The following is a 25,459-nucleotide window of genomic DNA, read 5'->3' as shown; positions in this document are numbered from 1 at the left end:
TGAGCCCCCACCGGCATGTGTCGGTGGGGGCTCACGGCGCTTGGCTCAGTCGACTTCCTGCTGCCTGAGCGGCAGCTTCACCGCTTCTTGGCTGCCGCCTTCGGCGTGACAAGACGGCTGCCCGTCCAGTCCTTGCCCGCGTTGATGGTCCGGGTCTGCGCAAGGCCTGCGGTCTGGGCTGCCTCGTTGATGTCGCTCGGCTCGACGTACCCGTCACGGCCGGTCTTGGGCGTCATCAGCCAGAGGTCGCCGCCCTCTTCGATCAGCTGGGTGGCGTCCACCAGCGCATCCGTCAGGTCGCCGTCGTCCTCGCGGAACCACAGCACCACGGCGTCAGCAGTGTCGTCGTAGTCCTCATCGACGAGCTCGCTGCCGATTACCCCTTCAATGGCCTCGCGGAGCTCCTGATCGACATCGTCGTCGTAGCCGATCTCCTGGACCACCTGCTCGGGCTGGAATCCCAGCCTCGCGGCAGGGTTGGTCCGCTCCTCCGCGTGGTCCGCGGTCGCGCTCACGGCTTGCCTCCTGATCATGTTTTCGGGAATGCCTTCATCCACGCGCGTGCGCGGGACATTGGCGGTAGTCCACACGGGCGGACCGGATCGCGCAAGTACCCGGCCGTCAAGACCGCCGAAACGGTGACGTTCCCGGCCGTGTCGCCGCAACTCAAGGCCCACCTGCCAGAAGCTTCTCCGCTCGCACTTCGCTCGCACGAAGCCGGTCGGAACTGGGGTCCGAACGGCCTTACGAACCGGCTAGGCGGGATGGGCGTATCGTTGCGATTTGGTCGAGCCTACCCCAGCGCCGCCGGACGGACGCCTCGGTTACCTCTCAGTAGAGATGACGATTCCGACTACGCGGTACACGATGGGGAACGTCTCACAGCCAGGCAGAACCCAGGCGAAAGCCCCAACAGCGAAGGAACAGCGTGGCTTCCGGATCCGATCGCAACCCGATCATCATTGGCGGCCTGCCGAGTCAGGTCCCGGACTTCGATCCCGAAGAGACCCAGGAGTGGCTCGACTCCCTTGATGCCGCGGTGGACGAACGCGGCCGTGAGCGCGCCCGCTATCTGATGCTCCGACTTATCGAACGCGCGCGCGAAAAGCGCGTGGCAGTGCCCGAGATGCGCAGCACGGACTACATCAACACGATCGCCACCAAGGACGAGCCCTTCTTCCCCGGCAACGAGGAGATCGAGCGCAAGGTCCTGAACGCGACCCGCTGGAACGCCGCCGTGATGGTGTCGCGCGCCCAGCGCCCCGGCATCGGGGTCGGCGGCCACATCGCCACCTTCGCTTCCTCCGCCTCGCTCTACGACGTGGGCTTCAACCACTTCTTCCGCGGCAAGGACGAGGGCGACGGCGGCGACCAGATCTTCTTCCAGGGGCACGCGTCCCCCGGTATCTACGCCCGCGCCTTCCTGCTCGACCGGCTCTCCGAGCAGCAGCTCGACGCGTTCCGCCAGGAGAAGTCGAAGGCCCCGAACGGGCTTTCGTCCTACCCGCACCCGCGTCTGATGCCGGACTTCTGGGAGTTCCCGACCGTCTCCATGGGCCTCGGCCCGCTCGGCGCGATCTTCCAGGCGCGGATGAACCGCTACATGGAGGCGCGCGGCATCGCCGACACCTCCAAGTCCCATGTCTGGGCCTACCTCGGCGACGGCGAGATGGATGAGCCCGAGTCCCTCGGCCAGCTCTCCATCGCCGCCCGCGAGGGCCTGGACAACCTGACCTTCGTCGTCAACTGCAACCTCCAGCGCCTCGACGGCCCGGTGCGCGGCAACGGCAAGATCATCCAGGAGCTCGAGTCGCAGTTCCGCGGCGCCGGCTGGAACGTCATCAAGCTGGTCTGGGACCGCAGCTGGGACCCGCTGCTCGCGCAGGACCGCGACGGCGTCCTGGTCAACCGGCTCAACACCACACCGGACGGCCAGTTCCAGACCTACGCGACCGAGACCGGCTCGTACATCCGTGAGCACTTCTTCGGCGACGACCACCGCCTGCGCTCCATGGTCGACGGCATGACCGACGAGCAGATCCTGCACCTGGGCCGCGGCGGACACGACCACAAGAAGGTCTACGCGGCGTACGCGGCCGCCAAGGCCCACAAGGGCCAGCCGACCGTGATCCTGGCGCAGACGGTCAAGGGCTGGACGCTCGGCCCGAACTTCGAGGGCCGCAACGCCACGCACCAGATGAAGAAGCTGACGGTCGACGACCTCAAGGGCTTCCGCGACCGCCTGCACATCCCGATCCCGGACAAGCAGCTGGAGGACGGCGCACCGCCGTACTACCACCCCGGCCGCGACTCCGAAGAGATCCAGTACATGCACGACCGCCGCCAGGGCCTCGGCGGTTACGTCCCGACCCGCGTGGTCCGCTCGAAGCCCCTCCAGCTTCCCGAGGACAAGACGTACGCGACCGCGAAGAAGGGCTCGGGTCAGCAGTCGATCGCCACCACCATGGCGTTCGTCCGCATCCTGAAGGACCTCATGCGGGACAAGGAGATCGGCAAGCGCTTCGTGCTGATCGCCCCCGATGAGTACCGCACCTTCGGCATGGACGCCTTCTTCCCGAGCGCGAAGATCTACAACCCGCTCGGCCAGCAGTACGAGTCGGTCGACCGCGAGCTGCTGCTCGCCTACAAGGAGTCCCCGACCGGCCAGATGCTGCACGACGGCATCTCGGAGGCCGGCTGTACGGCCTCGCTGATCGCTGCGGGCTCGGCCTACGCCACCCACGGCGAACCGCTGATCCCCGTGTACGTCTTCTACTCGATGTTCGGTTTCCAGCGCACCGGCGACCAGTTCTGGCAGATGGCCGACCAGCTGGCCCGCGGCTTCGTGCTCGGCGCCACCGCAGGCCGCACCACGCTGACCGGCGAGGGTCTCCAGCACGCGGACGGCCACTCGCAGCTGCTCGCCTCGACCAACCCGGGCTGCGTCGCCTACGACCCCGCCTTCGGCTACGAGATCGCGCACATCGTCAAGGACGGCCTGCGCCGGATGTACGGCCCCGACAGCGAGGACGTCTTCTACTACCTCACCGTCTACAACGAGCCGATCCAGCACCCGGCCGAGCCCGCCGATGTGGACGTCGACGGCATCCTCAAGGGCATCTACCGCTTCAAGGAGGCCGAGCAGGGCGCCATCCCTGCACAGATCCTCGCCTCCGGTGTAGCGGTCCCGTGGGCGGTAGAGGCACAACAGATCCTCGCTTCGGAGTGGAACGTCAAGGCGGACGTCTGGTCGGCGACCTCCTGGAACGAACTGCGCCGCGAGGCGGTCGACGTGGAGCGCCACAACCTCCTGCACCCCGAGGAGGAGCAGCGCACCCCGTACGTGACGCGGAAGCTGTCCAGCGCCGAGGGCCCGTTCGTGGCCGTCTCCGACTGGATGCGCAGCGTCCCGGACCAGATCTCCCGCTGGGTCCCCGGCACGTACCAGTCCCTGGGCGCCGACGGCTTCGGCTTCGCGGACACCCGCGGTGCGGCGCGCCGCTTCTTCCACATCGACGCGCAGTCGATCGTGGTCGGCGTGCTGACCGAGCTGGCCCGCGAGGGCAAGGTCGACCGCTCCGTGCTGAAGCAGGCCATCGACCGCTATCAGCTGCTCGACGTCATGGCGGCTGACCCGGGCGCGGCCGGCGGCGACGCCTAGGACGTCGTGGCCACGTAGGTCGTCGCAGGGCGGTGGGACGATGGTTCCCGCCGCCCTCCGGCGTTTCCCGCGACGCGTGCGGGGAGTCAGGCCTCCAAGAACGAGGAGTCAGTTCTCCCAGACCTTGAACGCCCGTACGCGGTAGGGCGATTCGGGGAGCCAGGTGCCACCCCCTGGGTAGGTGTCGAACTCGCCGGTCTCCGCGCATTCCGCGGATTGATACGTGGTGACCGGTCGGCCCGTGCGGTTGGCGAGTGCTTGAGCGCTGCCCCCCTCCGGCAGCGCTACACAGCTCTCGATGTCGATCTCGGACAGCTCATACGTCCGCCGGGCGCCTTTGAACTCCGCCTTCTGCCATAGACAGAGCTCCCCCGGCCCGCACCTGGCGAGCCGGGGTGGCTCGGCGATCCCCGCGTGCCTGGCCGGTGCCGCGAACTCGGCCCGAGCGGACGGTGTGACGGCTCCGGCCTGTACGGGCGTAAGGATCACTGTGGCGAGTGCGGCCGCGGCGAAGGTCGTGGGCATGGTCGTACGCATCTGCTTCAACTCCCGTGTCGTGTCGATCACTTGCCAGAACTGTGACCCACTCGCTTGATCCGTCGGAAGGGGTACGGATGTGCGTCACCCAGATAGGCGAAAGCCCCCCAGTTGAACCCTGAGGGGCTTTCCCTGATGCGTGATCGCCGGGCAGATGCTTGGCCCCGGCAGACGCCTTCGGTCCGACACGTCCGGCTGGACGTGTCGGACCGAATGTGTCGAACCAGTCGGACTACATGTGTCCCACTCCGGCGCCTGCTTCGGCGTTGGCGCCTCGCTTGGTCAACATGGCGACCAGGGCCGCGAGGACCGCGACACCACCGGCGACGGTGAAGGCCAGGCCCATGCCGGACACGAACGTGTCGTGCGCGACCTTGGTGATCGCCTCGGCGATGGGCTCCGGTGCCTTCGGCGGAACCGGGGCTCCGCCCATCTCGATGACGGAGGACGCCTGGTCCTGCTGGTTCGGCGTCATGGGCGGAAGCTTGGCGTCCGTCCAGTTCGCGGGAAGGTCGCTGTCGACCCGGGCGGCCATCAGCGCGCCGAGCACCGCCGTACCGAGAGCGCCACCGACCTGCATGCCCGCCTGCTGGAGACCGCCTGCCACGCCGGACAGCTCCAACGGGGCGTTGCCGACGATGACCTCGGTGGCCCCCACCATCACGGGAGCGAGGCCGAGGCCGAGCATGCCGAGCCAGAGCGACATCGGCAGCGTCGCGGTGTCCGTGGTCATCGTGGACATGCCGAACATCGCGATAGCGGTGGCGACCATGCCGCCGACCAGCGGGACGCGCGGGCCGAACTTGGTGATGAGCGCACCGGCGATCGGCGACGACACGATCATCATGGCCGTCAGCGGCAGGAGGTGCAGGCCACTGTCGACCGGGCTCATCCCGTGCACGTTCTGCAGATAGAACGTGACGAAGAACAGTCCGCCCATGAAGGCGAAGGCCATGAGCACCATCAGAACCACGCCGGCGGACAGCGGGACGGACTTGAACATGCCCAGCGGGATGAGCGGTTCCTTGACCTTCGTCTCCCAGATGGCAAAGAGCGCGAAGAGAACCACCGCGCCCGCGAGGAAGAGCAGCGTCCTGGTCCCGCCCCAGCCCCACTCCGAGCCCTTGATGAGGGCGAGGATCAGCGCGAACATGCCGCCCGACAGGAAGACGATGCCGGGGATGTCGAAGGACTTCGGCGCGTTCTCCGCCCGGTGGTCCTTGAGGATCACCAGGCCGAGGGCGAGAGCGATGACGCCGACGGGCACGTTGATGAAGAACACCGACTGCCAGCTGACGTGCTCGACGAGCAGGCCGCCGACGATGGGGCCGCCCGCGGTCGACGCGCCGATGACCATGCCCCAGATACCGATCGCCATGTTCAGCTTCTCGGCGGGGAAAGTGGCGCGCAGCAGACCGAGCGCGGCCGGCATCAGCAGGGCCCCGAAGAGGCCCTGGAGCACGCGGAAGGCGACGACCAGGCCGACGCTGCTGGAGAACCCGATCGCGCCGGAGGCCACGGCGAAGCCCGCCACGCCTATCAGGAAGGTCTGTCGGTGGCCGAACCGGTCACCGAGCTTGCCGGCGGTGATCAGTGCGACGGCGAGCGCGAGGAGGTAGCCGTTGGTGATCCACTGGACGCCGGCCATCGTGGTGCCGAGGTCGGCCGCGATGGCCGGGTTGGCGATCGCCACGATGGTGCCGTCCAGGGCGACCATCATCACGCCGATCGCGACGGAGAAGAGCGTCAGCCAGGGGTGGCCGCGGAGCCCCTTGGCCGGGGCCGGAGCGGGCGCCGGATCCGGCCCCTTTTCCGCCTTGTCGACGGTGATCTGACTAGTCATGCGTTCGAGGCTAGTGTCAGTCGCTGACAGTTGACAAACCATTTCACAAGTCGGTAGCTGTCACGTAGCTCACAGGTAGGGTGAGCTGGTCAAAGCGGCGGAAAGAGGGCCATGACGTGACGACCGGGCAGCGAGCGGCGGACCCCGCGAAACCGCAGGCCGAGGAGTTCGGAGGCATCTCCGGTGAGCCTTCGCGGCCCGGACTGCGCGAGCGGAAGAAGCAGCGCACCCGTGATGAGCTCCTTCGTGCGGCGCTCGAGCTCTTCACGACCAAAGGGTTCGAGGAGACGACGGTCGACGAGATCGCCGAAGCCGTCGACGTCTCTCAGCGCACGTTCTTCCGGTACTTCACCAACAAGCAGGAGACCGCCTTCGCCGTACAGGAGATGGTGGAACAGCGGTTCGTGGAGGCGCTGCGCGAACGCCCTGCCGACGAAGCGCCGTTCGTGGCTCTGCGCGGGGCCGTCATGGGCACCTGGGACGCGATGGGCCGGTCCATCGAGGAGGTCGTCCCGGTCGAACTCCATATGCGGACCTACCAGATGATCGAGTCCACCCCTTCCCTGCTCGCCGCCCACCTGCGTCGCTCCATAGAGATGGAGGAAGAGGTCGCGCGCGTGATCGCCGAGCGTGAGGGGCTCGACCTGGAGACGGACCCGCGTCCGCGCGTGGTGGTGGCCGCCTTCAATGGAGTCATGCGCGTGACCGGACGGCTGTGGGGCGCGGGCGAGGACTCCAGCGTGGAGTCGATCCGTGCGATCACCGAGACTTATCTCGACCAACTGGGGCCCGCGTTGGCGGAGAACTGGCGCAGAGAGTGACGACGCGAAAGCCCCGCGTCAGGACGCGGCGCGGGTCAACGCATCGAACAGATCAATACATTGAGTGACTGGTTGACCCGCCACCAGTAAGAGTGCGCCCGTGTGCGATACGCGCACGTACGGCCCACGGAGCGTGACGAATGCATCCAAAGTGCGCCCGCTTTGCCTCAATTACCCCATGCGAAACGTGATCTGCCTCACCCGGTGCACGGTGGGCATCACGACTCTCCTAGGGTGTTCCGTAGTGACTTCCTTCGACTCCTCCCCTCAACTCAGCGCTTGGCGCGCACTGCTCGCCCTCGCCGTCGTGTTCGTCATGCTCGCGACCACGGGCTGGACCGCGGTACGCCACCACAGGGACGCTGCATCGCCGCTCGCGGCCTCCGTCTCCGCCTGGGAAAACGGGCGCATCAACGGACGGGCCCTGCCCGACCCCAGCGCCCCGGCCGGTCGGCTCGCCCACTTCTTCGCCTCGCTCGACGCGAAGCAGCGCACCCTTCTCGCCACCCGCTACCCCCTTGCGGTCGGCAACATGAACGGTGCCCCCGTAGAGCTGCGATATCGGGCGAACCACAACGCCCTGGACGAAGCGCGCAAGACCGAGCGCCGACGTATGCACGACAACCGGCTCTCCCCTCTCGGGCAACAAGAGGCGGAGCGCAGGATGAAGCGCTTCGGCGTGATGATGCACCCGGGCCGACAGGTCCTGTCCTTCGATCCCATGGGGTCGGGGCGTATAGCCGAGGTCTTCGGAGACCTCGACCGGGCCTCCCGGGTGTCGGTCGTGGTGCCCGGTGTGGACACGAACGTGCTGACCTTCGAGCGGACGAACCGCAAGTACTCGGCGCCTGTCGGCATGGCGAAGTCTCTTTACCGCGCGGAGCACTCGGCGAGCCCACGCGCGCGTACCGCCGTGATCGCCTGGGCCGACTACACCGCGCCCATCGGCCTCGGTGTGGACGCCGCGACGTCCATGCGCGCGGACGAAGGCGCGATCCGGCTCAACTCTTTGGTGCGCGGGCTGCCGGGGCACTCACCCGTCGCGCTGTACTGCCACAGCTACGGCTCGGTGGTGTGTGGGGTGGCCGCGCGACAGCTGCCCTCCCGCGTTTCCGACATCGCGGTCGCGGGCAGCCCCGGCATGCGAGCGGACACGGCGGCTCAGCTGGGCACAGGTGCCCGGATCTGGGCCACCAGGGACGGCGACGACTGGATCCAGGATGTGCCAAACATGGAGGTCGGTGGGCTCGGCCACGGTGCCGATCCCATCTCACGGGACTTCGGCGCGCGTGTGCTCTCCGCACGGGGCGCGATCGGCCACACCGGCTATTTCGAGCCGGGTACGGAGAGCCTCAGCAACTTCGCCGACATCGGCACTGGTGCGTACCGTTCGGTGCGGTGCGCCAGCGGGGATGACGCCTGTCGGGAGGAATTTTCCGGCACGACAGTGGCCTGACGCGCGTAGAAATCGACGAAACAGCGGCACGCCGCAGGAGGGACGGAGGCGCGCGTGCCGCCTACGATGAGCCGCATGGGTGATGTACTGGCCGGATTTCACGCCGCCTGGGAGTTCGAGTCCGACTCCGTGCTCATCCGCTTCGAACGGGGGATCCGCACGCCGAAGCTCCTTCAGGCGCTCGGTGAACGCCGCATCCCCCACGAGGCGATCGCAGCGGTGACACTTACTCCCGGCAAGCGCGGGACGGTCGTCCTGCACGCCGTGCCGAGACCGGGCGCGGATCCGCTGATGGAGGTGGCCGGGGGCCAGCTCAAGGACGGCTGCGACCCGTATCGACTCGTGTTGCCCGCCGAGCGGGAGACGCTCGCCGAGTATTACGCGGACGAGCTGCGGGCCCAGCTCACCCAGGACGACGGCGTGCCTCCGGACCGCTACCTGGTGGCCCCGCCGGAGACTCCGCTGCAGTTCAAGGCGTACGACGGGAAGGCGTCCTTCGACGGCAAGTCGGTGGCCTTCCGGTGGTTCTGGACGGGGGCTTCGTCCGCGAAGTGGAAAGCCGGCGACCAGAGTTTCCTGGTCACGGACCTGAGCGGCGTCGAGTGGCGCTCTCCCGAGGTCTTCGAGGGTCATCTGCGGCTGCTGCGCCGTGAGACCCCGGTCGCCCAGCCCGCGCAGGCGGATCAGGACCCGGCGGCGGTCGTCTTCGGTCTCGGGTACGGCCCGGTGCATGAGTCGCTGCCCTTCGCGGCGTCGGTCCTCGCCGCGGTGCGGGCATCGGGCCCGGCACTGACGCCCGGTACGGTCCCCGGTGCCGCCCCGGTGACGCGTCGCGACCCCGCGGACATCGCGGAACGCATCCGGCACCTCGGTGAGCTGCACCAAGCCGGTCTGCTCACGGACGAGGAATTCACCACGAAGAAGGCTGAGCTCCTGGCGGAGCTGTGACCCGGCGGGGCGCAAGCTGCTTCCGGTGGGGTGGGAGCTGCGTCCCAGTGGGGCGGGAGCTGCGCCCCGGCGGGTGGGAGAGCGGTGACTTCATGCCTACTCTGATCAGGCCATGAGCAGCGCGCCGAGACCACCCGACCAGGATCCCCGCCCACCGGCCTCCCAGCCGGACGGGCGAGGGGCCACCCGGCTGCGTGCGTCCGCGGGCGTCCGTGAAGGGCTCGACAGGGCGGCAGCCTTCTTCGCCAAGCCCGCCGGGCGGACCGAGCCGCTTCTCGCCCGGGCTACCAGGCGCTGGATGCGGCTGATGCCCTTGATCATCGCGCTGGGCTTCGTCGCGGCACTCATCCCGATCACCACCCAGGTACTGACGAACGACTACGGGGTGAGCGGCGGTCTGGCGGGCGCCTTGGGCGTGGCACAGGCCGCACCGCTGCTGCTGGCGGTCAGCCGCCCGTTGGCGGCCTGGTGCATCATGATCGTCGCGAATGTTCTCGGGGCGATCGTGACGCTGTCCACGGGCGACGGCCGTCCGGCCCCCTGGACGGTCATGATCATCGTGAGTTACGTGGTCGTGTGCCTGCTGCTGTCCCTGCGCGAGAGCCGCCGCACCCTTCTGGGCATCTGGCTGGTCACCGTTGTCGTGAGTCTCGTCCTCGGCGCGTTCCGCGACGAAGGCAGCCAGGACACCGGTGTGCTGCTGATCGTGCTGAGCGGTGTCGCGCTGCTGCTCGGCGCGCTGCTGCGCGAGCGTGGCGACGCGCAGCGCAGACTCGTCGAGCAGGAGACCATCAGCGAGGCCGAGCGTTCCCAGCGCACCCTCCTCGAGGAAAGGGCTCGCATCGCCCGGGAGTTGCACGACGTCGTCGCCCACCACATGTCGGTCATCACGGTGCAGGCCGACTCCGCGCCCTACCGTCTCGACGGCCTTCCTGACGCCGCGCGTGAGGAGTTCGGCAGCATCGCGGCCAGCGCCCGTGAATCCCTCACCGAGATGCGACGGCTGCTCGCGGTGCTGCGCAGCGAGGACACACCGGGCGAGCGTGCGCCACAGCCCGGGCTCAGCAGGCTGCCGCATCTGGTGGAGGCGACGGTGCGCGCCGGCCTGCCCATCGATCTGTCACGTCCCGAACTGTCGGTGCTCACACACCTGGCCGACGTCACACCGGCCGTCGACCTGTCCGCGTACCGCATCGTCCAGGAGGCGCTGTCGAACGTCATGCGGCACGCGCCGGGCGCGCGCACCACCATCACCGTGACCCTGGACGAGGAACATCTGCTGATCCTCGTCGTCAACGGCCCGCCCACCGAGACACCCGACTCATTCGAGCACAGCGGCACAGGTCACGGACTCGTCGGCATGCGCGAACGCGTACGGTTGGTCGGCGGCACGGTCGACGCCGGACCGCTGCCCGACGGCGGCTTCCGCGTGGCGGCCCAACTCCCCCTCCTCACGAAGGACTCCGGCACCGCATGACCATCCGCGTGATCATCGTCGATGACCAGAACATGGTGCGGGCCGGCTTCGCCGCACTCCTCGCGGCCCAGAGCGACATCGACGTCGTGGGCGAGGCGCCGAACGGCAAGGAGGGCGTGGACGTCAGCCGCAAGAACCACCCCGATGTCGTTCTGATGGACGTCCGGATGCCGGAGATGGACGGACTCGCCGCAGCCCGCGCCCTGTTGGACCCACCGCCCGGCGTGGTGCACGTGCCGAAGGTCCTTATGCTCACCACCTTCGACGTGGACGATTATGTGTACGAGGCGCTGCGTGCCGGAGCCTCGGGCTTTCTCCTCAAGGACGCCCCGCCCGCCGATCTGATCTCGGCGGTACGCGTGGTGGCCGGGGGCGAGGCGCTGCTCGCTCCGTCGGTGACCCGTCGTCTGATCACGGACTTCGTCAAGCAGCGGCCGCGCAACGACCAGTCGCTGCGCCTGAACGGCCTGACACCGCGTGAGACCGAGGTACTGGCGCTGATCGCGCGCGGCCTGTCCAACCAGGAGATCGCCGAACACCTGGTCCTCGCCGAGCAGACGGTGAAGACCCATATCGGCAAGGTTCTCTCCAAGCTGGACCTGAGGGACCGCGCACAGGCCGTGATCTTCGCCTACGAGTCGGGCCTGATCACGCCCGGGGAGCAATGAATCGGGCTTGACCACGCCCGGGGAGTACCGAATCGGGCCTGATCACGCCCGGGAAGCAGCGAATCGGAGCTGATCCGCCCGGGGAGCACTAGAGCCCCCGCTCTCATACCGCGGTATGAGTTCCACTACCCCGGTATCACCCGCGAGTTGGCTCCCCAGTGTGAGGTGCTGCGGGGCACCGTCTCCCTACTTTCCTCTCGTCACGCCAGAGCGTGCCACCAGACGGGGAGGGAGACGGGCCATGCGCCTTCGTTTTTGGAAAGCCCGCGGGAGCTGGAAGACCCGCGGCAGGCGGACACTGATCGCCGCTGCACTCACGACGACGATCGCGGCCGGCACGACCGGCTGGGCCGTCGGCAATGAGCAGCAGCCGGTCACGGGCCCTCCGCCGGGCGCACAGGCTTGGCGCGCGGACCATACGTGGGGAGTTCGGCTGCCGGATCCGGCGGCCACGGCTCCCGCCCGAGTCGCCGAGTTCTTCGGCTCGTTGGGCGAGGAGCAGCAGCACAGGCTGGCGAGGCGGCACCCCTCGGTCGTCGGCAATCTGGACGGCGCCCCGACCTCTCTGCGGTACGAGGCCAACTCCCTCTCCATGAAAGCCCAACGCGCCCGCGAGCAGGCCCGCGAGAGCGACCCGGGCCTCACCGCGCAGGACCACGAGCAAGCCCGATCCCTGGTCGCGCGTTACGAAGAACTCCTCAGCCCTGGGCGCCAGATACTCGCCTTCGACCCGCGTGGCAGAGGCCAAGTCGCTGAGGTCTTCGGGGACTTGTCGAGCGCCAAGCATGTATCGGTTGTCGTGCCGGGCTCCGACATCGATCTGAGCACCTTCGACCGCTCGAACGACGAGTACGGCACACCGGCCGGGATGGCACGCTCTCTGCACGCCGCGGCGGGCAGCGGCACGGCCGTGGTGGCCTGGGTCGGGTACACCACTCCGGTCGGCCTCGGCCCGGACGCCGCGACAGGACGTCTCGCGGAGGCAGGCGCTCCCCGGCTCGCGCGGTTCGTGCGGGGTCTGTCGGCGTCCGGTGCCCCACGCCCCGCCGTGTTCTGCCACAGCTACGGCTCGGTGGTGTGCGGCCTGGCGGCTCCACAGCTGACGGCATCCGACCTGGTGGTGCTCGGCTCCCCCGGTATGCGTGCGGACAGCGTGGCCGATCTGCACACCTCCGCCCGCGTCTGGGCGGCCAAGGACGACAGCGACTGGATCGGTGACGTGCCGAACGTCGAGCTGTTCGGTCTCGGCCACGGTGAGGACCCGGCCGACCCGGGGTTCGGCGCCCGGCGTGTTCCCGCGGAGCGAGCCGAGGGCCACACCGGCTACTTCGCGCCGGGGACGGATTCCCTCCGTGCCTTCGCCGACATCGCTGAACAGACCACCGTCCCCAGCGCACCGGACAACGCCACTGCCACCGGCACCCGCACCCGCACCGGTGCCGGCACCGGCACCGGCGGAAGCGCATCTGCCGCCGATGCCCGCCCCATCGGAGAGCGGCCATGATCCTCACCCCGGCGACCACCCTGCACGAGAAGCTGCGCAAGACCGCGTCGGCGATCGACGCCAAGACGCCCGCACATCGTGACCGGGCCATAGACGGGCTGCGTGCGCTCGCCCTGCTCGCCGTGCCGACCGGGCACTGGCTGCTCGGCGGATTCACGCTCGATGCGGGCGGCGCGCTGCACAATGCCAGCCCCCTGGCCTCGTTCGGATTCTTCGCACCGCTCAGCTGGGTGCTGCAGATGCTCGGGATCTTCTTCCTGGTCGGCGGCTATGCCTCCGTCCTGTCGTATCGCCGGGCGACGGCGCGCGGAGAGCCGACGAGACGCTGGCTTCGGGGGCGGGTGGCGCGCCTTGGCCGCCCGGTCCTGGGGGTGACGGCTGTCTGGGCCGCTCTGATCCCGGTGCTGTATGTGACGGGAGTGCCGGGCACGACTCTGCGCACGGGGTCCACGCTGGTGATACAGCCGCTGTGGTTCGTCGGGATCTATGCGGTCATCACGGCGCTCACCCCATGGTGCATAAGGGCAGCGGAGCGGTTCGGTGCCTGGGCCGCGGCGCCGCTGCTCGGCTCGGTCGCCGTCGTCGACTTCCTGCGCTACGGCCTTTTCGGGGACGCCATGCCGTCCTGGCTGAGTCTGCTGAATCTGCTGCCCGGCTGGATGTTCGCCTACCAACTGGGCGTCAGCTGGGGCGAGAAGAAGCTGGCCGGGCGCGGTGCGTGGCTGCTGCTCGTCGGAGGGACAGCCCTCTTCGCCGCTCTGCTGCTCGTCTTCCACTATCCGGCGTCGATGGTCGGCGTCCCGGGTGAGGCCCGGACGAATTCACATCCCCCGTCACTGCTGGTCCTGGCGCTGGCCGCCGCGCAGAGCGGTGCGGCGATCCTGTTGCGAGAGCGCATCGGCAAGCTGCTGCGCAGGCCCGCCCTGTGGGCGCCGGTCGTCGTGATCAACCTGTCGGCGATGACGATCCTGTGCTGGCACCAGACGGCGATGCTCACGGCCGCCGTGCCCGGCTCGTTCCTCGGCGGCACCGTGCCCGGGTTGACGACGGGTCCGGACACCTGGGGCTGGATAGCGGCCCGGGTCGCCTGGCTTCCGGTCTTCGGAGCGCTCCTGCTCCTTATAGGCCGCTATGCCCGCGGCTTCGAGGGACCGTGGGAACGGTCCACGCATGCGCGACGGGCACTCGCCGGGCTCCTGGCGGCCGGGTTCGCGGTCTTCGCACTGGGGTTGGCGTGAACAGCGGGGCTGGCATGAACAGCTGGACTGGCGTGAACAGCTGGGCCACGCACGGGAGACCTGAACGGGACCTGCACGGCAGGGGCCTCGCTGGGTGGGGCCGTTGCGACACGGGCCCCACCCGGGAGAGCGACCGGCTGTTGCTACTCGCGGCCCGCCGAGGTCGAGGTCATGTCGGCGTAGCGGTCGCCTGCGACCTGGGTGGCGATGGGGTTCAGCAGGGCGAGTTCGGAGGAGGTGAGTTCGAGGCGGGTGGCCCCGGTGTTCTCCTCGACGCGCGTGCGCTTGCGGGTGCCGGGGATCGGGACGACGGCAAGGCCGTGGGCCTGCGCCTGCTGCTGGACCCAGGCGAGGGCGACCTGGCCGAGGCTCGCGCCGTGGGCGGCGGCGACGGTGCGGACGGGTTCGAGGAGGGCCGCGTTGGTGGCGGCGTTGTCGCCCGTGAAGCGGGGCTGCTGACGGCGGAAGTCGTCCTCGCCGAGTTCCTTCTCGGCGCTGACGAAGGAGCCGGTGAGGAAGCCGCGGCCGAGCGGAGAGTAGGGAACGAGGGCGACGCCGAGGTCGGCGGCGACGGGGACCACGCCCTGCTCGATGTCACGGCTGAAGAGCGACCACTCCGACTGGAGGGCGGCGATGGGATGGACGGCGTGGGCAGCGCGGAGTTCGGGGCCTGTGACCTCGCTGAGTCCCAGCTGCTTGACCTTGCCCGCGGCGACCAGCTCGGCCATCACACCGACCGTCTCCTCGATCGGCACCCGCGGGTCACGGCGGTGCATGTAGTACAGGTCGATGGCGTCCACGCCCAGGCGCTGGAGGCTGGCGTCGACGCAGGCGCGGATGTACGCGGGGTCGTTGTTGATGATCCGCTTGGTCGAGTCGTTCGGGTCGATGCCCAGGGCGAACTTGGTTGCGATGACCACCTCGTCGCGGTGTGCCTTGAAGAAGGGAGAGAGGAACTTCTCGTTCTCACCGGAGGCGTAGGCGTCGGCGGTGTCGTAGAGGGTGACGCCCAGTTCGAGGGCTCGCTCCAGGGTGGCTCGGGCCTCCTGTGCGTCGGTGGGGCCGTAGGCGAAGCTCATGCCCATGCAGCCGAGCCCCTGGACGCCGACTTCGGGGCCACTTGTCCCGAGCCGTACCTTCGCGATCGGGCCGGGAGTCTTGCCCGGGGTACCGGTCGTTCCAGCCGTCCCGGTCGTCCCGGTCGCTCCGGTCGTCGCAGTCGCATCGGACTTCGCGGGTGTATCGGGCGTATCGGGCGTCTCTGCGGTCATCAGTGTTCAGAGCCTCTCCGACGCCGGGCGGGCGTCAGCGTAAAAGTTGATCTTGTAGTCGAGTACGGCGAGCGTGTCCTGGAGCTCCGTGATGCGGGTGCGGACGTCGCGGCGGGTCTGCTCGAGGAGTTCGTGGCGCTCGGTGAAGGTGTGGTCGCCCTCGCGCACCAGCTCGGCGTAGCGGACCATGTCCGCGACCGGCATGCCGGTCAGGCGGAGCTTGCCGACGAAGGTGAGCCAGTCCAGATCACGGTTGCGGTAGCGGCGCTGACCCGTGTGGGAGCGGTCGATGTGCGGCATCAGGCCTATTCGCTCGTACCAGCGCAGGGTGTGCGCGGTCAGGCCGATGAAGGCGACGACTTCGCTGATCGTGTAGTGGTCCCTGCCGTTCGGGCGGGGGTGCGTGGTGGGTGCCGAGGCGCAGGCGTCCGCCTTGGTCGCGACGCCGTCGGCGCCGACACCGTCGGTGCTCTCGGCGGTTCCGTCGGCGCTCTCGGCGGTACCGGGGATGCTCTCGGCGGTACCGGGGGGCGCTTCGGTCGCGCTCTGCGCGGGGCGCAGTGTGCGGGTGGTCTCGGACTCCATCACCGTCATGCCCCCACGCTAAAACCTTGGAGTGCGCTCTAGGCAAGCAGAACCGGAAGGAAAGCGGGAAAGCGGGGAGGAAATATGTGACGGGAACAGACCCTCGGAAAATCGGAGGACACCGCTTCGGGTGGTGGCTACGGTGTCGATCATGAGTGTTGTGCGTCGCGCTACGCCGGATGATGCCGAGGAACTGATCAGACTGCGCCAGGTGATGATCGACTCGGTGTTCGGCACCGGTTCGGGCACCGCTGCCGCCAACCGGCCCGACACCGGATGGCAGGTGGGGTCCGACACCGGATGGCAGGTCGAGTCCCTTGCCGTCGTGCGGGGCAAACTGGCTGATCCGAAGGGCGACTTCGCCGCCTTCGTCATCGACTGGCCCGATCAGCCCGGGAAGCTGGCGGCGCTGGTGGCGGGGACGCTGGAGTACCGCATCGGGCGGGCGGGCAATCCGCGGGGCGTCATCGGCCATGTGTTCAGCGTGGCCACCGATCCGGATCAGCGACGGCGTGGGTATGCGCGGGCCTGCATGGAGGTGCTCCTCGACTGGTTCCGGGAGCGTGGTGCGGGAAGTGTCGAGCTCAACGCGTCGGCGGACGCGGAGCCGTTGTACGCCTCGCTCGGCTTCGTGCGCAAGCCTGACCCCTCGATGCGGTTGACGCTGTAGGGCGCATAGGCTCGTACGCATGCAGAGCCTGGCGTTGATCGAGAACTGGCCGGTCCCCACCGCTGCCGCCGCCGTCGTACGCGCGAACGGCACGGTCGTCGGGGCGCACGGGCCCACAGGGCATCGTTTCGCGCTCGCTTCGGTCACCAAACCGCTGGCGGCGTACGCGGTCCTCGTGGCGTACGAAGAGGGAGCCATCGAGCTCGATGAGCCCGCGGGACCCGAGGGGTCGACCGTGCGGCATCTGCTGGCACACACCAGTGGCCTCGCGTTCGACGAGCATCGGGTGACGGCGCCTGCCGGGACGCGGCGGCTGTACTCGAACGCGGGCTTCGAGGTGCTCGGGGATCATGTCGCCAAGGCGGCGGACATTCCCTTCGGGGAGTATCTGCGGCAGGCGGTGCTGGAGCCGTTGGGGATGGCGGCCACCTCGCTCGACGGGGGTGCGTCGCCCGCCAAGGACGGGGTGTCCACCGTTGACGACCTGGTGAAGTTCGCCGCCGAGGTGCAGGCGCCTCGGTTGCTTGATCCGCGGACGGTGGCCGAGGCGATGTCCGTGGCGTATCCGGGGCTGAAGGGTGTCCTTCCCGGGTACGGGCACCAGAGCCCCAACGACTGGGGGCTCGGGTTCGAGATTCGGGACTCCAAGTCGCCGCACTGGACAGGGAGTTCGTCCTCGCCCCGGACGTTCGGGCACTTCGGTCAGGCCGGGACGTTCCTCTGGGTCGATCCCGATGCGGGGGCGGCGTGTGTCGCTCTGGCGGATCGGGCGTTCGGCCCGTGGGCCGCCGAGGCGTGGCCTCCGTTCACCGACGCGGTACTCGCCGAGCTCTGACGCGGTGCTCGGCGAACTCTGACGTGGTACTCGCCGAGCTCTGACGTGGTGCTCGGCGAGCTCTGACGTGGTGTTCGGTGAGCTCTGATAGTCGCTTGCGCTGTGCGGGGCCCGGGCTTGCGGGCCCGCTCCCGCCGCTGTGCCCACCCGCGCCGCCCCCGTGGCACGACTGCCGCAGCCACAGCCGCAGCCGCGTCAGCTCCCCGCCATCTCCCACACCAGCAGCTCCGCCCCGTCCGAAGCCGCCGCAACCGCCTCCAAGTTCTTCGCCTCCGTGATCCGTGCCGCGTCCCCGGCACGCAGTTCCTCGCCGCCCAGGTGCACTTCACCCCGCACCACATGGACGTACGCGAAAGGCGCGTCCGGGATGGCGGTGCGCTCGTTCGTGCCGAGTCGTCGGACGTGGAGGAGCGCGCCTGCCGCGGGGACCGCGTACGGGGTCGAGTCCGCGATGCCGTGGACCACCTCGTAGGCGGGGTCGCCGCCGGGCGTCAGGGGCGAGAGCCACATCTGGACGAAGACCAAAGGGGTCTCGGCGTCGTTGCGTTCCACGTGGCGGACGCCGCCCGCCGCGCTCAAGTGCTGGACGTCCCCGGCGCGCACGACCGACGCGTGCCCGGTCGAGTCGCGGTGGGTCAGCTCACCCTCCGCCACCCAGGTCACGATCTCGGTGTGGCTGTGCGGGTGTTCGTCGAAGCCCGCGCCGGGTGCCAGACGCTCTTCGTTGCAGGCCAGGATCGCACCGAAGCGCAGGTTGTCCGGGTCGTAGTGCGGCCCGAAGGAGAAGGCGTGGAAAGTCTCGATACCGGTGCCGGGCTCCCCGCCGCGGTACCGATCGCCGGAGCGCCGTACATCAATCACACACCCCACGTTAGACCCGGCACCGCACACCCCCGTCCCGATAAGGCAGTCTTGTCCCCGTGCCCGAACCCTCTGCGAACGAAGCCCGCCCGGACGCCCATCAGGCAGCCCACGAGGAAGCCGCGCGCCATGAGGAAGCCGCCCGTCAGGACGCGCACCGAAAGGCTCACGCGCACTCAGCCACGCTGAAGCGCCTCGAACAGTCATCCGGCAGCCTCGCGGCCCAGGCCATCGCGCGCATGGACGAGACGCTGTCCTGGTACCGGGCGATGCCACCGGAGAACCGCTCGTGGATCGGCCTGGTGGCGCAGGCCGGTATCGCCGCCTTCACCGAGTGGTTCCGTCATCCCGACGCCCCCCAGGCCATCTCCACCGACGTCTTCGGCACCGCCCCGCGCGAGCTGACCAGGGCGATCACCCTGCGCCAGACCGTCGAGATGGTGCGTACGACGATCGAGGTGATGGAGTCCGCGATCGACGAGGTCGCGGCCCCGGGGGACGAGTCCATCCTCCGCGAGGCGCTCCTCGTGTACGCCCGCGAGATCGCCTTCGCCACCGCGCAGGTCTATGCGCAGGCCGCCGAGGCACGCGGTGCCTGGGATGCCCGCCTTGAGTCGCTCGTCGTGAACGCCGTGCTCTCCGGGGAAGCCGACGAGGGGGCGGTGAGCAGGGCCGCCGCGCTCGGCTGGAACTCCCCCGAGCACGTATGCGTCGTCCTTGGCACCGCGCCCGACGGCGACAGCGAGCTCACCGTCGAGGCCATCCGCCGCGCCGCACGGCACGCCAAGCTCCAGGTCCTGACCGGTGTGCTCGGCGACCGTCTTGTCGTCATCGCGGGCGGCAGCGACAATCCTCTGCAGGTCGCCAAGAGCCTGATCGGCCCGTACGCGGCCGGGCCCGTCGTCGCCGGGCCCGTCGTCCCCGACCTGCTCGCCGCCACCCGGTCCGCGCAGGCCGCCGCCGCAGGACTCAAGGCCTGCGCCGCCTGGCAGGACGCCCCGCGCCCCGTCCTCGCGGACGATCTCCTTCCGGAGCGCGCGATCGCGAGCGATCCCGCCGCGCGCGAGCAGTTGGTGGAGGAGATCTACAGACCACTGGAGGAAGCGGGCTCGGCTCTCCTGGAGACGCTCAGTGTCTATCTGGAACAGGCCAGCAGTCTCGAAGGTGCCGCCCGGATGCTCTTCGTGCACCCGAACACCGTGCGCTACCGGCTGCGACGTGTGACAGACGTCACCGGCTGGTCGCCGTCGGACGTGCGCTCCGCATTCACGCTGCGGATCGCGTTGATCCTGGGGCGTCTGGCCGACGGAGATCTCCAACCGTAGGGTTTTGTCGGGCCCCTACAATTCCCCCAGCCGTTCTTCGTCCCTGTCCCCACGGGCGGCCCCTACCGTCCACAAGAGAGAGTGTGAGTGTGCTCGTACTCGTCGCTCCCGGCCAAGGCGCCCAGACGCCCGGCTTCCTGACCCCCTGGCTCGATCTCCCCGGCGCGGCCGACCGCCTCGGGGCCTGGTCGGACGCCATCGGGCTCGACCTTGCCCACTACGGGACGCAGGCCGACGCGGACGCGATCCGCGACACCGCGGTGGCCCAGCCCCTGCTCGTGGCCGCCGGTCTGCTCGCCGCCGAGGCACTCGGTGACGCGCTCGGCGCGAACAAGCCCGGCGCGGTCGCGGGACACAGCGTCGGCGAGATCACCGCCGCCGCGTACGCCGGTGTGCTCGACGACGCTGCCGCGCTCCGTCTCGTCCGTACGCGGGGTCTGGCCATGGCCGACGCCGCGGCGATCACGGAGACCGGCATGGCGGCGCTGCTGGGCGGCGACCCCGAGGTCACGATCCCGCACCTGGAGAAGCTCGGCCTGACGCCGGCGAACGTGAACGGCGCCGGACAGGTTGTCGCCGCGGGCACCGCGGAGCAGATCGCCGCGCTCGTGGAGGACAAGCCCGAAGGGGTGCGCCGCGTCGTGCCGCTGAAGGTCGCGGGCGCCTTCCACACGCACCACATGGCTCCCGCGGTCGCCACGCTCGAAGAGGCCGCCAAGGCCCTCGGCCCGGCCGACCCGAAGCTGACGTACGTCTCGAACCGCGACGGCCAGGCCGTCACGAGCGGCTCGGACGTCGTGTCCCGCCTGGTCGGCCAGGTGGCCAACCCGGTGCGCTGGGACCTGTGCATGGAGACGTTCAAGGAACTGGGCGCCACGGCGATGATCGAGCTGTGCCCCGGTGGCACACTGACCGGTCTCGCCAAGCGCGCCATGCCCGGCGTGCGGACGGTGGCTCTGAAGACACCCGACGACCTCGACGCCGCATCTGCGCTCATCGCCGACACCGCATCCGCCGCCGACGCGGCGGATGCCTGAGAAGGAGCCAGGAGAGCATGTCGAAGATCAAGCCCAGTAAGGGCGCCCCGTTCGCGCGCATCATGGGTGTCGGCGGCTACCGCCCGACCCGTGTAGTGCCCAACGAGGTGATCCTCGAGACGATCGACTCGTCCGACGAGTGGATCCGCTCCCGCTCCGGCATCGCGACCCGCCACTGGGCCTCCGACGAGGAGACCGTGGCCGCGATGTCCGTCGAGGCCTCCGGCAAGGCGATCGCCGACGCGGGCATCGCTCCGGAGCAGATCGGCGCGGTCGTCGTCTCGACCGTCTCTCATTTCAAGCAGACCCCGGCCATCGCGACCGAGATCGCGGACAAGATCGGCGCGGGCAAGCCCGCCGCGTTCGACATCTCCGCGGGCTGCGCGGGCTTCGGCTACGGCCTGACGCTCGCCAAGGGCATGGTCGTCGAGGGCAGCGCGGAGTACGTCCTGGTCATCGGCGTCGAGCGGCTGAGCGACCTGACCGACCTGGAGGACCGTGCGACGGCCTTCCTGTTCGGTGACGGCGCGGGCGCCGTGATCGTCGGCCCCGCCAAGGAGCCGCAGATCGGTCCGACGGTCTGGGGATCGGAGGGCGACAAGTCCGAGACGATCAAGCAGACCGAGTCCTGGGAGGCGTACCGCAACGGCTCCCCCGACAAGTTCCCTGCCATCACGCAGGAGGGTCAGGCGGTTTTCCGCTGGGCCGTGTTCGAGATGGCGAAGGTCGCACAGCAGGCGCTGGACGCGGCCGGAATCACCGCGGACGAACTGGATGTCTTCATTCCGCACCAGGCCAACGAGCGGATCATCGACTCGATGGTGAAGACTCTGAAACTGCCGGAACACGTCACGGTCGCCCGTGACGTGCGCACCACCGGCAACACGTCGGCAGCCTCGATTCCGCTCGCGATGGAGCGGCTTCTGGCGACCGGCGAGGCGAAGAGCGGCGACACCGCGCTCGTCATCGGCTTCGGGGCGGGTCTCGTGTACGCCGCCACGGTCGTTACCCTCCCCTAGGCATCACGTCCGGATCATCCGGTCCGTACGGCTGTAACCAACCTGCCGCTGCCGCGGCGGGCGCCACACCCTCTGGATACATAGAAGGAGCGCCAACATGGCCGCCACTCAGGAAGAGATCGTCGCCGGTCTCGCCGAGATCGTGAACGAGATCGCCGGCATCCCGGTCGAGGACGTCCAGCTGGACAAGTCCTTCACCGACGACCTGGACGTCGACTCGCTGTCCATGGTCGAGGTCGTCGTCGCCGCCGAAGAGCGCTTCGACGTCAAGATCCCGGACGACGACGTCAAGAACCTCAAGACGGTCGGCGACGCGACCAGCTACATCCTCAAGCACCAGGCCTGATCAGGTCTCTCTGCTGAAGCACCAGGCCTGATCAAGGCTGCTCTGCTGTCGCCACCCGGCGGTGGCGCCGCTGATCCCCTCAACACCGTGGAGAATTTTCCTGTGAACCCGACCAATCGCACCGTGGTCGTCACCGGTATCGGCGCAACCACACCGCTGGGTGGCGACGCAGCCTCGACCTGGGAGGGCCTGCTCGCGGGCCGTTCCGGCGTCAGCCTTCTCGAACAGGACTGGGCTGCCGAGCTTCCGGTCCGCATCGCGGGCCAGATCGCGGTCGAGCCGGGCGAGATCATTCCGCGCCCGCAGGCCCGCAAGATGGACCGTTCGGCGCAGTTCGCGCTGATCGCGGCCAGGGAGGCCTGGGCCGACGCGGGTTACACCGCGAAGGCGGGCGAGGACCCGTCCGTGGACCCCGACCGCCTCGGCGCGGTCATCGCCTCCGGCATCGGCGGCGTGACCACCCTGCTCGACCAGTACGACGTGCTCAAGGAGAAGGGCGTACGCCGCGTCTCCCCGCACACCGTGCCGATGCTGATGCCCAACTCCCCGGCGGCCAACGTCGGCATCGAGCTGGGCGCCCACGCGGGCGTTCACACCCCTGTGTCGGCGTGCGCATCGGGCGCCGAGGCCATCGGCTACGCGATCGAGATGATCCGCACCGGCCGCGCCGACGTCGTCGTCGCGGGCGGCACGGAGGCGGCGATCCACCCGCTGCCGATCGTCGCGTTCGGCAACATGATGGCGATGTCCAAGAACAACGACGACCCGCAGGGCGCCTCGCGCCCCTACGACGCCGACCGCAACGGCTTCGTGCTCGGCGAGGGCTCGGGCGTGATCGTCCTGGAGTCCGAGGAGCACGCCAAGGCCCGCGGCGCGAAGATCTACGCGGAGGCCGTCGGCCAGGGCATCTCGGCCGACGCCCACCACATCACGCAGCCCGAGCCGTCCGGCAACGGCATCGCGGCAGCGCTGCAGAACCTCATCGACACCACGGACCTCAAGCCCGCCGAGATCGTGCATGTGAACGCGCACGCGACCTCGACGCCGCAGGGTGACGTCGCCGAGATCAAGGCGCTGCGCAAGGCGTTCGGCCACGACGTCGACCACATGGCGATCGCCAGCACCAAGTCGATGACCGGTCACCTGCTCGGTGGCGCGGGCGGCGTGGAGACCGTGGCCACGGTCCTCGCGCTGAAGAACCACATCGCCCCGCCGACGATCAACATCGAGAACCTCGACCCCGAGGTCGACGCGGACGTCATCCGCGACGAGGCCCGCGTGCTGCCCGAGGGCAGGATCGCGGCCCTCAACGACTCGTTCGGCTTCGGCGGCCACAACGTGGTGCTCGCGTTCAGGAGCGTCTGAGGCTGAGACCTACTGACTTCCGGCTTCTGCCTTCCGGCTTCTGTCTTCTGCCTTCCGGCTTCTGTCTTCTGCCTTCCGGCTTCTGAAGCAGTCAGCTGTACGTGGCGAAGGGCCCCCACCGCACGGTGGGGGCCCTTCGCGCGTGCGCCGAAAGCGGACGAAAGCTGTCGAAGCCGGTCGAAGGCTTCAGACGACCTGGTGCAGCCACCGCACCGGCGCGCCCTCGCCGGCGTACCGGAAGGGCTCCAGCTCGTCGTCCCAGGGCTTGCCGAGCAGCTTGGCGAGCTCGGCCTCCAGGTCGCTCTCGCCGCCCTTGGAGCGGGCCAGGGCGGCCCGCAGACGGTCCTCCGGGATCAGGATGTCACCGTGGATTCCGGTGACCGCGTGGAAGATCCCGAGTTCGGGGGTGGCGCTGTACCGCTCGCCCTCGGCCGTGGAACACGGCTCGGAGGTGACTTCGAAGCGCAGCAGTTGCCAGCCGCGCAGGGCTGACACGAGTTTGGACGCGGTGCCCACCGGGCCGCGCCAGGAGAACTCCGATCTCCAGCTGCCGGGCGCCGCGGGCTGCCTGATCCAGTCGAGGTTGACGCGCGCGCCGAGTACGCCCGCGACTGCCCATTCGACGTGCGGACACAGCGCGCGCGGCGCGGAGTGCACGTACAGAACTCCACGTGTCGTCACCGGGACCTCCAGTGTGGGTCGAGGTTCGCCTTCCCCAGCGGCCTCGCGCCCGTGCCGAGCGTTGTGGCCCCGAATCAGGGAAACTCCCAAAATCGGGACAGATGTGACGTGATGTAATTTAGCGGAACCGAAAGAGCGGGGTGCCACTGGGTCGCGAGGCTACCGTGCGTCGGCGCAAGGAGTGTGACGTACCGTCGGTCCCAAGGCCAGGAATCACCCGCCATTCACTCGCAGGTGCGTCGAAACGGCGCGGTCGGCCTACGACGACTGACCGTGACGACGGTGACGACGGATCGGCCCACGACAGAGGGGACCCGGGGATGCGGAACCGAAGGCACCGCCCACGTGCCGCCGTCGCGATGGCGACGGCGGTTCTTCTCGGCGCCACGGCGGTCACCGCGTGTGACGCGTCCGGCGGCGACTCCCCGGCACCCAACGGACCATCGGCCGGCCGACCCTCCCCGAAACCCACCCCTACGTGGGACGCGAGTCCGAGCTCCCTGGCTGCCGTCGGCGACTCCATCACCCGCGGCTTCGACGCCTGCTCGGTGCTCGCCGACTGCCCCGAGGCGTCCTGGGCGACCGGCACCGGCTCCGATGTGCGCAGCCTCGCGACCCGCCTGCTCGGGAAGGAGCGGGCCGCGGGGAACAGCTGGAACTACGCGAAGACCGGCGCCCGTATGGAAGATCTCACCGGGCAGGTCGAGCAGGCCGCGCTCAAGCGCCCCGAGCTGATCACGGTGATGGCGGGCGCGAACGACGCCTGCCGCCCCTCGGCGGATTCCATGACCCCGGTCGCCGAGTTCCGCGCCGACTTCGAGAAGGCGATGCGCACGCTGCGGCGCGAGCTTCCCAAGACTCAGGTGTACGTGACCTCCGTGCCGGATCTGAAGCGGCTCTGGTCCCAGGGGCGTACGAACCCGCTGGGCAAGCAGATCTGGAAGCTCGGCATCTGCTCCTCGATGCTGGCGGACCCGGACGCCGAGGACGCGGCGGCGACGGAGCGGCGGGCCACGGTGCACAGCCGCGTGATCGCGTACAACGAGGTGCTCAAGGAGGTGTGCGCGAAGGATCTGCGCTGCCGGTACGACGGCGGTGCGGTCTTCGACTACCGCTTCGACGGCGACCAGTTGAGCCACTGGGACTGGTTCCACCCCAGCAAGGACGGCCAGTCGCGCCTCGCCGAGCTGGCCTACCGACAGGTGAAGGCCAAGGACCCCAAGGGCTAGGGGACCTCAAGGGCTAGGGGGCCCCAAGGGCTATGGGACCTCAAGGGGTGAGGGTGTGGCCACCCGGCGTAGGGTCGCGATC

At 69.2% G+C, this 25,459-nt stretch carries 23 protein-coding genes; 16 read left to right on the top strand and 7 right to left on the bottom strand.

Translation table 11 applies throughout. The annotated features are described in order from the left end of the window. Positions 1-77: 77 nt before the first annotated feature. The gene (locus ACFVXC_RS35810; RefSeq protein ID WP_383271784.1) at positions 78-515 is read right to left on the bottom strand and encodes a DUF3052 domain-containing protein; all 438 of its coding nucleotides are present in this window, start codon (positions 513-515) and stop codon (positions 78-80) included. A 413-nt stretch (positions 516-928) separates the two neighbouring features. Here ACFVXC_RS35810 and aceE point away from each other — a divergent pair, with 413 nt between their 5' ends. Beyond that, complete coding sequence (aceE, locus tag ACFVXC_RS35805; RefSeq protein WP_389914215.1) at positions 929-3,661, top strand: pyruvate dehydrogenase (acetyl-transferring), homodimeric type; 2,733 nt, start codon at positions 929-931, stop codon at positions 3,659-3,661. A gap of 108 nt (positions 3,662-3,769) precedes the next feature. On the opposite strand, the gene ACFVXC_RS35800 is transcribed toward aceE, so the two are convergent. Both ACFVXC_RS35800 and ACFVXC_RS35795 read right to left on the bottom strand, forming a co-directional pair. Next, positions 3,770-4,198 carry a peptidase inhibitor family I36 protein gene (locus tag ACFVXC_RS35800; protein ID WP_389914323.1) on the bottom strand — a complete coding sequence of 143 codons (429 nt, stop codon included), beginning with the start codon at positions 4,196-4,198 and terminating at the stop codon, positions 3,770-3,772. A 232-nt stretch (positions 4,199-4,430) separates the two neighbouring features. Beyond that, positions 4,431-6,041 carry an MFS transporter gene (locus ACFVXC_RS35795; protein ID WP_389914212.1) on the bottom strand — a complete coding sequence of 537 codons (1,611 nt, stop codon included), beginning with the start codon at positions 6,039-6,041 and terminating at the stop codon, positions 4,431-4,433. Between the two features lie 203 nt (positions 6,042-6,244). Here ACFVXC_RS35795 and ACFVXC_RS35790 point away from each other — a divergent pair, with 203 nt between their 5' ends. The 7 genes from ACFVXC_RS35790 (at position 6,245) to ACFVXC_RS35760 (ending at position 14,153) form a co-directional block, all read left to right on the top strand. Beyond that, positions 6,245-6,862, top strand: a complete 618-nt coding sequence (locus ACFVXC_RS35790; RefSeq protein WP_389914321.1) for a TetR family transcriptional regulator — start codon at positions 6,245-6,247, stop codon at positions 6,860-6,862. Positions 6,863-7,106: 244 nt separating this feature from the next. Further along, complete coding sequence (locus ACFVXC_RS35785; protein WP_389914209.1) at positions 7,107-8,318, top strand: alpha/beta hydrolase; 1,212 nt, start codon at positions 7,107-7,109, stop codon at positions 8,316-8,318. 66 nt (positions 8,319-8,384) lie between these two features. Beyond that, positions 8,385-9,266 (top strand): DUF4429 domain-containing protein, encoded by an 882-nt coding sequence (locus tag ACFVXC_RS35780; RefSeq protein WP_389914316.1) that lies wholly within the window; start codon positions 8,385-8,387, stop codon positions 9,264-9,266. A gap of 112 nt (positions 9,267-9,378) precedes the next feature. Next, a complete protein-coding gene (locus ACFVXC_RS35775) occupies positions 9,379-10,743 on the top strand; it encodes a sensor histidine kinase (protein ID WP_389914206.1) in 1,365 nt (454 codons plus the stop codon). Continuing rightward, positions 10,740-11,411: a response regulator gene (locus tag ACFVXC_RS35770; protein ID WP_389914204.1), complete on the top strand. Its 672-nt coding sequence runs from the start codon at positions 10,740-10,742 to the stop codon at positions 11,409-11,411. Before ACFVXC_RS35775 ends, ACFVXC_RS35770 begins: the two co-directional genes overlap by 4 nt. Positions 11,412-11,652: 241 nt before the next feature. After that, positions 11,653-12,915, top strand: a complete 1,263-nt coding sequence (locus ACFVXC_RS35765) for an alpha/beta hydrolase (protein ID WP_389914201.1) — start codon at positions 11,653-11,655, stop codon at positions 12,913-12,915. Next, entirely contained in the window at positions 12,912-14,153 is a 1,242-nt protein-coding gene (locus ACFVXC_RS35760) for an acyltransferase (protein WP_389914198.1), read from the top strand. Before ACFVXC_RS35765 ends, ACFVXC_RS35760 begins: the two co-directional genes overlap by 4 nt. Positions 14,154-14,296: 143 nt before the next feature. Here ACFVXC_RS35760 and ACFVXC_RS35755 read toward each other — a convergent pair whose 3' ends face one another. Continuing rightward, complete coding sequence (locus tag ACFVXC_RS35755; RefSeq protein WP_389914313.1) at positions 14,297-15,238, bottom strand: aldo/keto reductase; 942 nt, start codon at positions 15,236-15,238, stop codon at positions 14,297-14,299. 192 nt (positions 15,239-15,430) lie between these two features. Then, positions 15,431-15,934, bottom strand: a complete 504-nt coding sequence (locus tag ACFVXC_RS35750; RefSeq protein WP_389914310.1) for a MerR family transcriptional regulator — start codon at positions 15,932-15,934, stop codon at positions 15,431-15,433. A 226-nt stretch (positions 15,935-16,160) separates the two neighbouring features. Between ACFVXC_RS35750 and ACFVXC_RS35745 the strand changes: the two genes are divergently transcribed. Together ACFVXC_RS35745 and ACFVXC_RS35740 are read left to right on the top strand one after the other, a co-directional pair. Then, positions 16,161-16,679: a GNAT family N-acetyltransferase gene (locus ACFVXC_RS35745; protein ID WP_389914196.1), complete on the top strand. Its 519-nt coding sequence runs from the start codon at positions 16,161-16,163 to the stop codon at positions 16,677-16,679. A gap of 19 nt (positions 16,680-16,698) precedes the next feature. After that, positions 16,699-17,514: a serine hydrolase domain-containing protein gene (locus ACFVXC_RS35740; protein ID WP_389914193.1), complete on the top strand. Its 816-nt coding sequence runs from the start codon at positions 16,699-16,701 to the stop codon at positions 17,512-17,514. Between the two features lie 195 nt (positions 17,515-17,709). Here the strand turns inward: ACFVXC_RS35740 and ACFVXC_RS35735 are convergent, their stop codons facing one another. Then, entirely contained in the window at positions 17,710-18,375 is a 666-nt protein-coding gene (locus ACFVXC_RS35735) for a pirin family protein (RefSeq protein ID WP_389914190.1), read from the bottom strand. 185 nt (positions 18,376-18,560) lie between these two features. On the opposite strand from ACFVXC_RS35735, the gene fasR reads away from it, so the two are divergent. The 5 genes from fasR to fabF all read left to right on the top strand — a co-directional run bounded on the left by fasR (position 18,561) and on the right by fabF (position 23,467). After that, positions 18,561-19,700: a fatty acid biosynthesis transcriptional regulator FasR gene (gene fasR / locus ACFVXC_RS35730; protein WP_389914307.1), complete on the top strand. Its 1,140-nt coding sequence runs from the start codon at positions 18,561-18,563 to the stop codon at positions 19,698-19,700. A gap of 89 nt (positions 19,701-19,789) precedes the next feature. After that, complete coding sequence (locus ACFVXC_RS35725) at positions 19,790-20,737, top strand: ACP S-malonyltransferase (RefSeq protein WP_389914305.1); 948 nt, start codon at positions 19,790-19,792, stop codon at positions 20,735-20,737. Positions 20,738-20,754: 17 nt separating this feature from the next. Beyond that, on the top strand, positions 20,755-21,756 hold the full coding sequence (locus ACFVXC_RS35720; RefSeq protein ID WP_389914187.1) for a ketoacyl-ACP synthase III: 1,002 nt from the start codon (positions 20,755-20,757) through the stop codon (positions 21,754-21,756). Positions 21,757-21,853: 97 nt separating this feature from the next. After that, positions 21,854-22,102, top strand: coding sequence for an acyl carrier protein (locus ACFVXC_RS35715; protein ID WP_160504853.1), 249 nt, complete (start codon positions 21,854-21,856; stop codon positions 22,100-22,102). Positions 22,103-22,204: 102 nt separating this feature from the next. Then, positions 22,205-23,467, top strand: a complete 1,263-nt coding sequence (fabF, locus tag ACFVXC_RS35710; protein ID WP_389914184.1) for a beta-ketoacyl-ACP synthase II — start codon at positions 22,205-22,207, stop codon at positions 23,465-23,467. A 186-nt stretch (positions 23,468-23,653) separates the two neighbouring features. Here the strand turns inward: fabF and ACFVXC_RS35705 are convergent, their stop codons facing one another. Beyond that, positions 23,654-24,148, bottom strand: a complete 495-nt coding sequence (locus ACFVXC_RS35705; RefSeq protein WP_389914181.1) for a DUF3145 domain-containing protein — start codon at positions 24,146-24,148, stop codon at positions 23,654-23,656. Positions 24,149-24,468: 320 nt separating this feature from the next. On the opposite strand from ACFVXC_RS35705, the gene ACFVXC_RS35700 reads away from it, so the two are divergent. Continuing rightward, the gene (locus ACFVXC_RS35700; RefSeq protein WP_389914178.1) at positions 24,469-25,377 is read left to right on the top strand and encodes an SGNH/GDSL hydrolase family protein; all 909 of its coding nucleotides are present in this window, start codon (positions 24,469-24,471) and stop codon (positions 25,375-25,377) included. Positions 25,378-25,459: the final 82 nt, after the last annotated feature.

This window comes from Streptomyces sp. NPDC058257, from assembly GCF_042881845.1.
Classification (GTDB): domain Bacteria; phylum Actinomycetota; class Actinomycetes; order Streptomycetales; family Streptomycetaceae; genus Streptomyces.
Note: the sequence above shows the minus strand (reverse complement) of the source record. Positions and strands in the feature narration are given on the sequence as shown.

Coding starts and splice junctions, on each gene's coding strand:
- ACFVXC_RS35755 (WP_389914313.1), bottom strand. CDS start 15,238: ATGGGCATGAGCTTCGCCTACGGCCCCACCGACGCACAGGAGGCCCGA.
- ACFVXC_RS35760 (WP_389914198.1), top strand. CDS start 12,912: ATGATCCTCACCCCGGCGACCACCCTGCACGAGAAGCTGCGCAAGACC.
- ACFVXC_RS35720 (WP_389914187.1), top strand. CDS start 20,755: ATGTCGAAGATCAAGCCCAGTAAGGGCGCCCCGTTCGCGCGCATCATG.
- ACFVXC_RS35800 (WP_389914323.1), bottom strand. CDS start 4,198: ATGCGTACGACCATGCCCACGACCTTCGCCGCGGCCGCACTCGCCACA.
- ACFVXC_RS35765 (WP_389914201.1), top strand. CDS start 11,653: ATGCGCCTTCGTTTTTGGAAAGCCCGCGGGAGCTGGAAGACCCGCGGC.
- ACFVXC_RS35780 (WP_389914316.1), top strand. CDS start 8,385: ATGAGCCGCATGGGTGATGTACTGGCCGGATTTCACGCCGCCTGGGAG.
- ACFVXC_RS35700 (WP_389914178.1), top strand. CDS start 24,469: ATGCGGAACCGAAGGCACCGCCCACGTGCCGCCGTCGCGATGGCGACG.
- ACFVXC_RS35745 (WP_389914196.1), top strand. CDS start 16,161: ATGAGTGTTGTGCGTCGCGCTACGCCGGATGATGCCGAGGAACTGATC.
- ACFVXC_RS35775 (WP_389914206.1), top strand. CDS start 9,379: ATGAGCAGCGCGCCGAGACCACCCGACCAGGATCCCCGCCCACCGGCC.
- ACFVXC_RS35715 (WP_160504853.1), top strand. CDS start 21,854: ATGGCCGCCACTCAGGAAGAGATCGTCGCCGGTCTCGCCGAGATCGTG.
- ACFVXC_RS35795 (WP_389914212.1), bottom strand. CDS start 6,041: ATGACTAGTCAGATCACCGTCGACAAGGCGGAAAAGGGGCCGGATCCG.
- ACFVXC_RS35770 (WP_389914204.1), top strand. CDS start 10,740: ATGACCATCCGCGTGATCATCGTCGATGACCAGAACATGGTGCGGGCC.
- ACFVXC_RS35740 (WP_389914193.1), top strand. CDS start 16,699: ATGCAGAGCCTGGCGTTGATCGAGAACTGGCCGGTCCCCACCGCTGCC.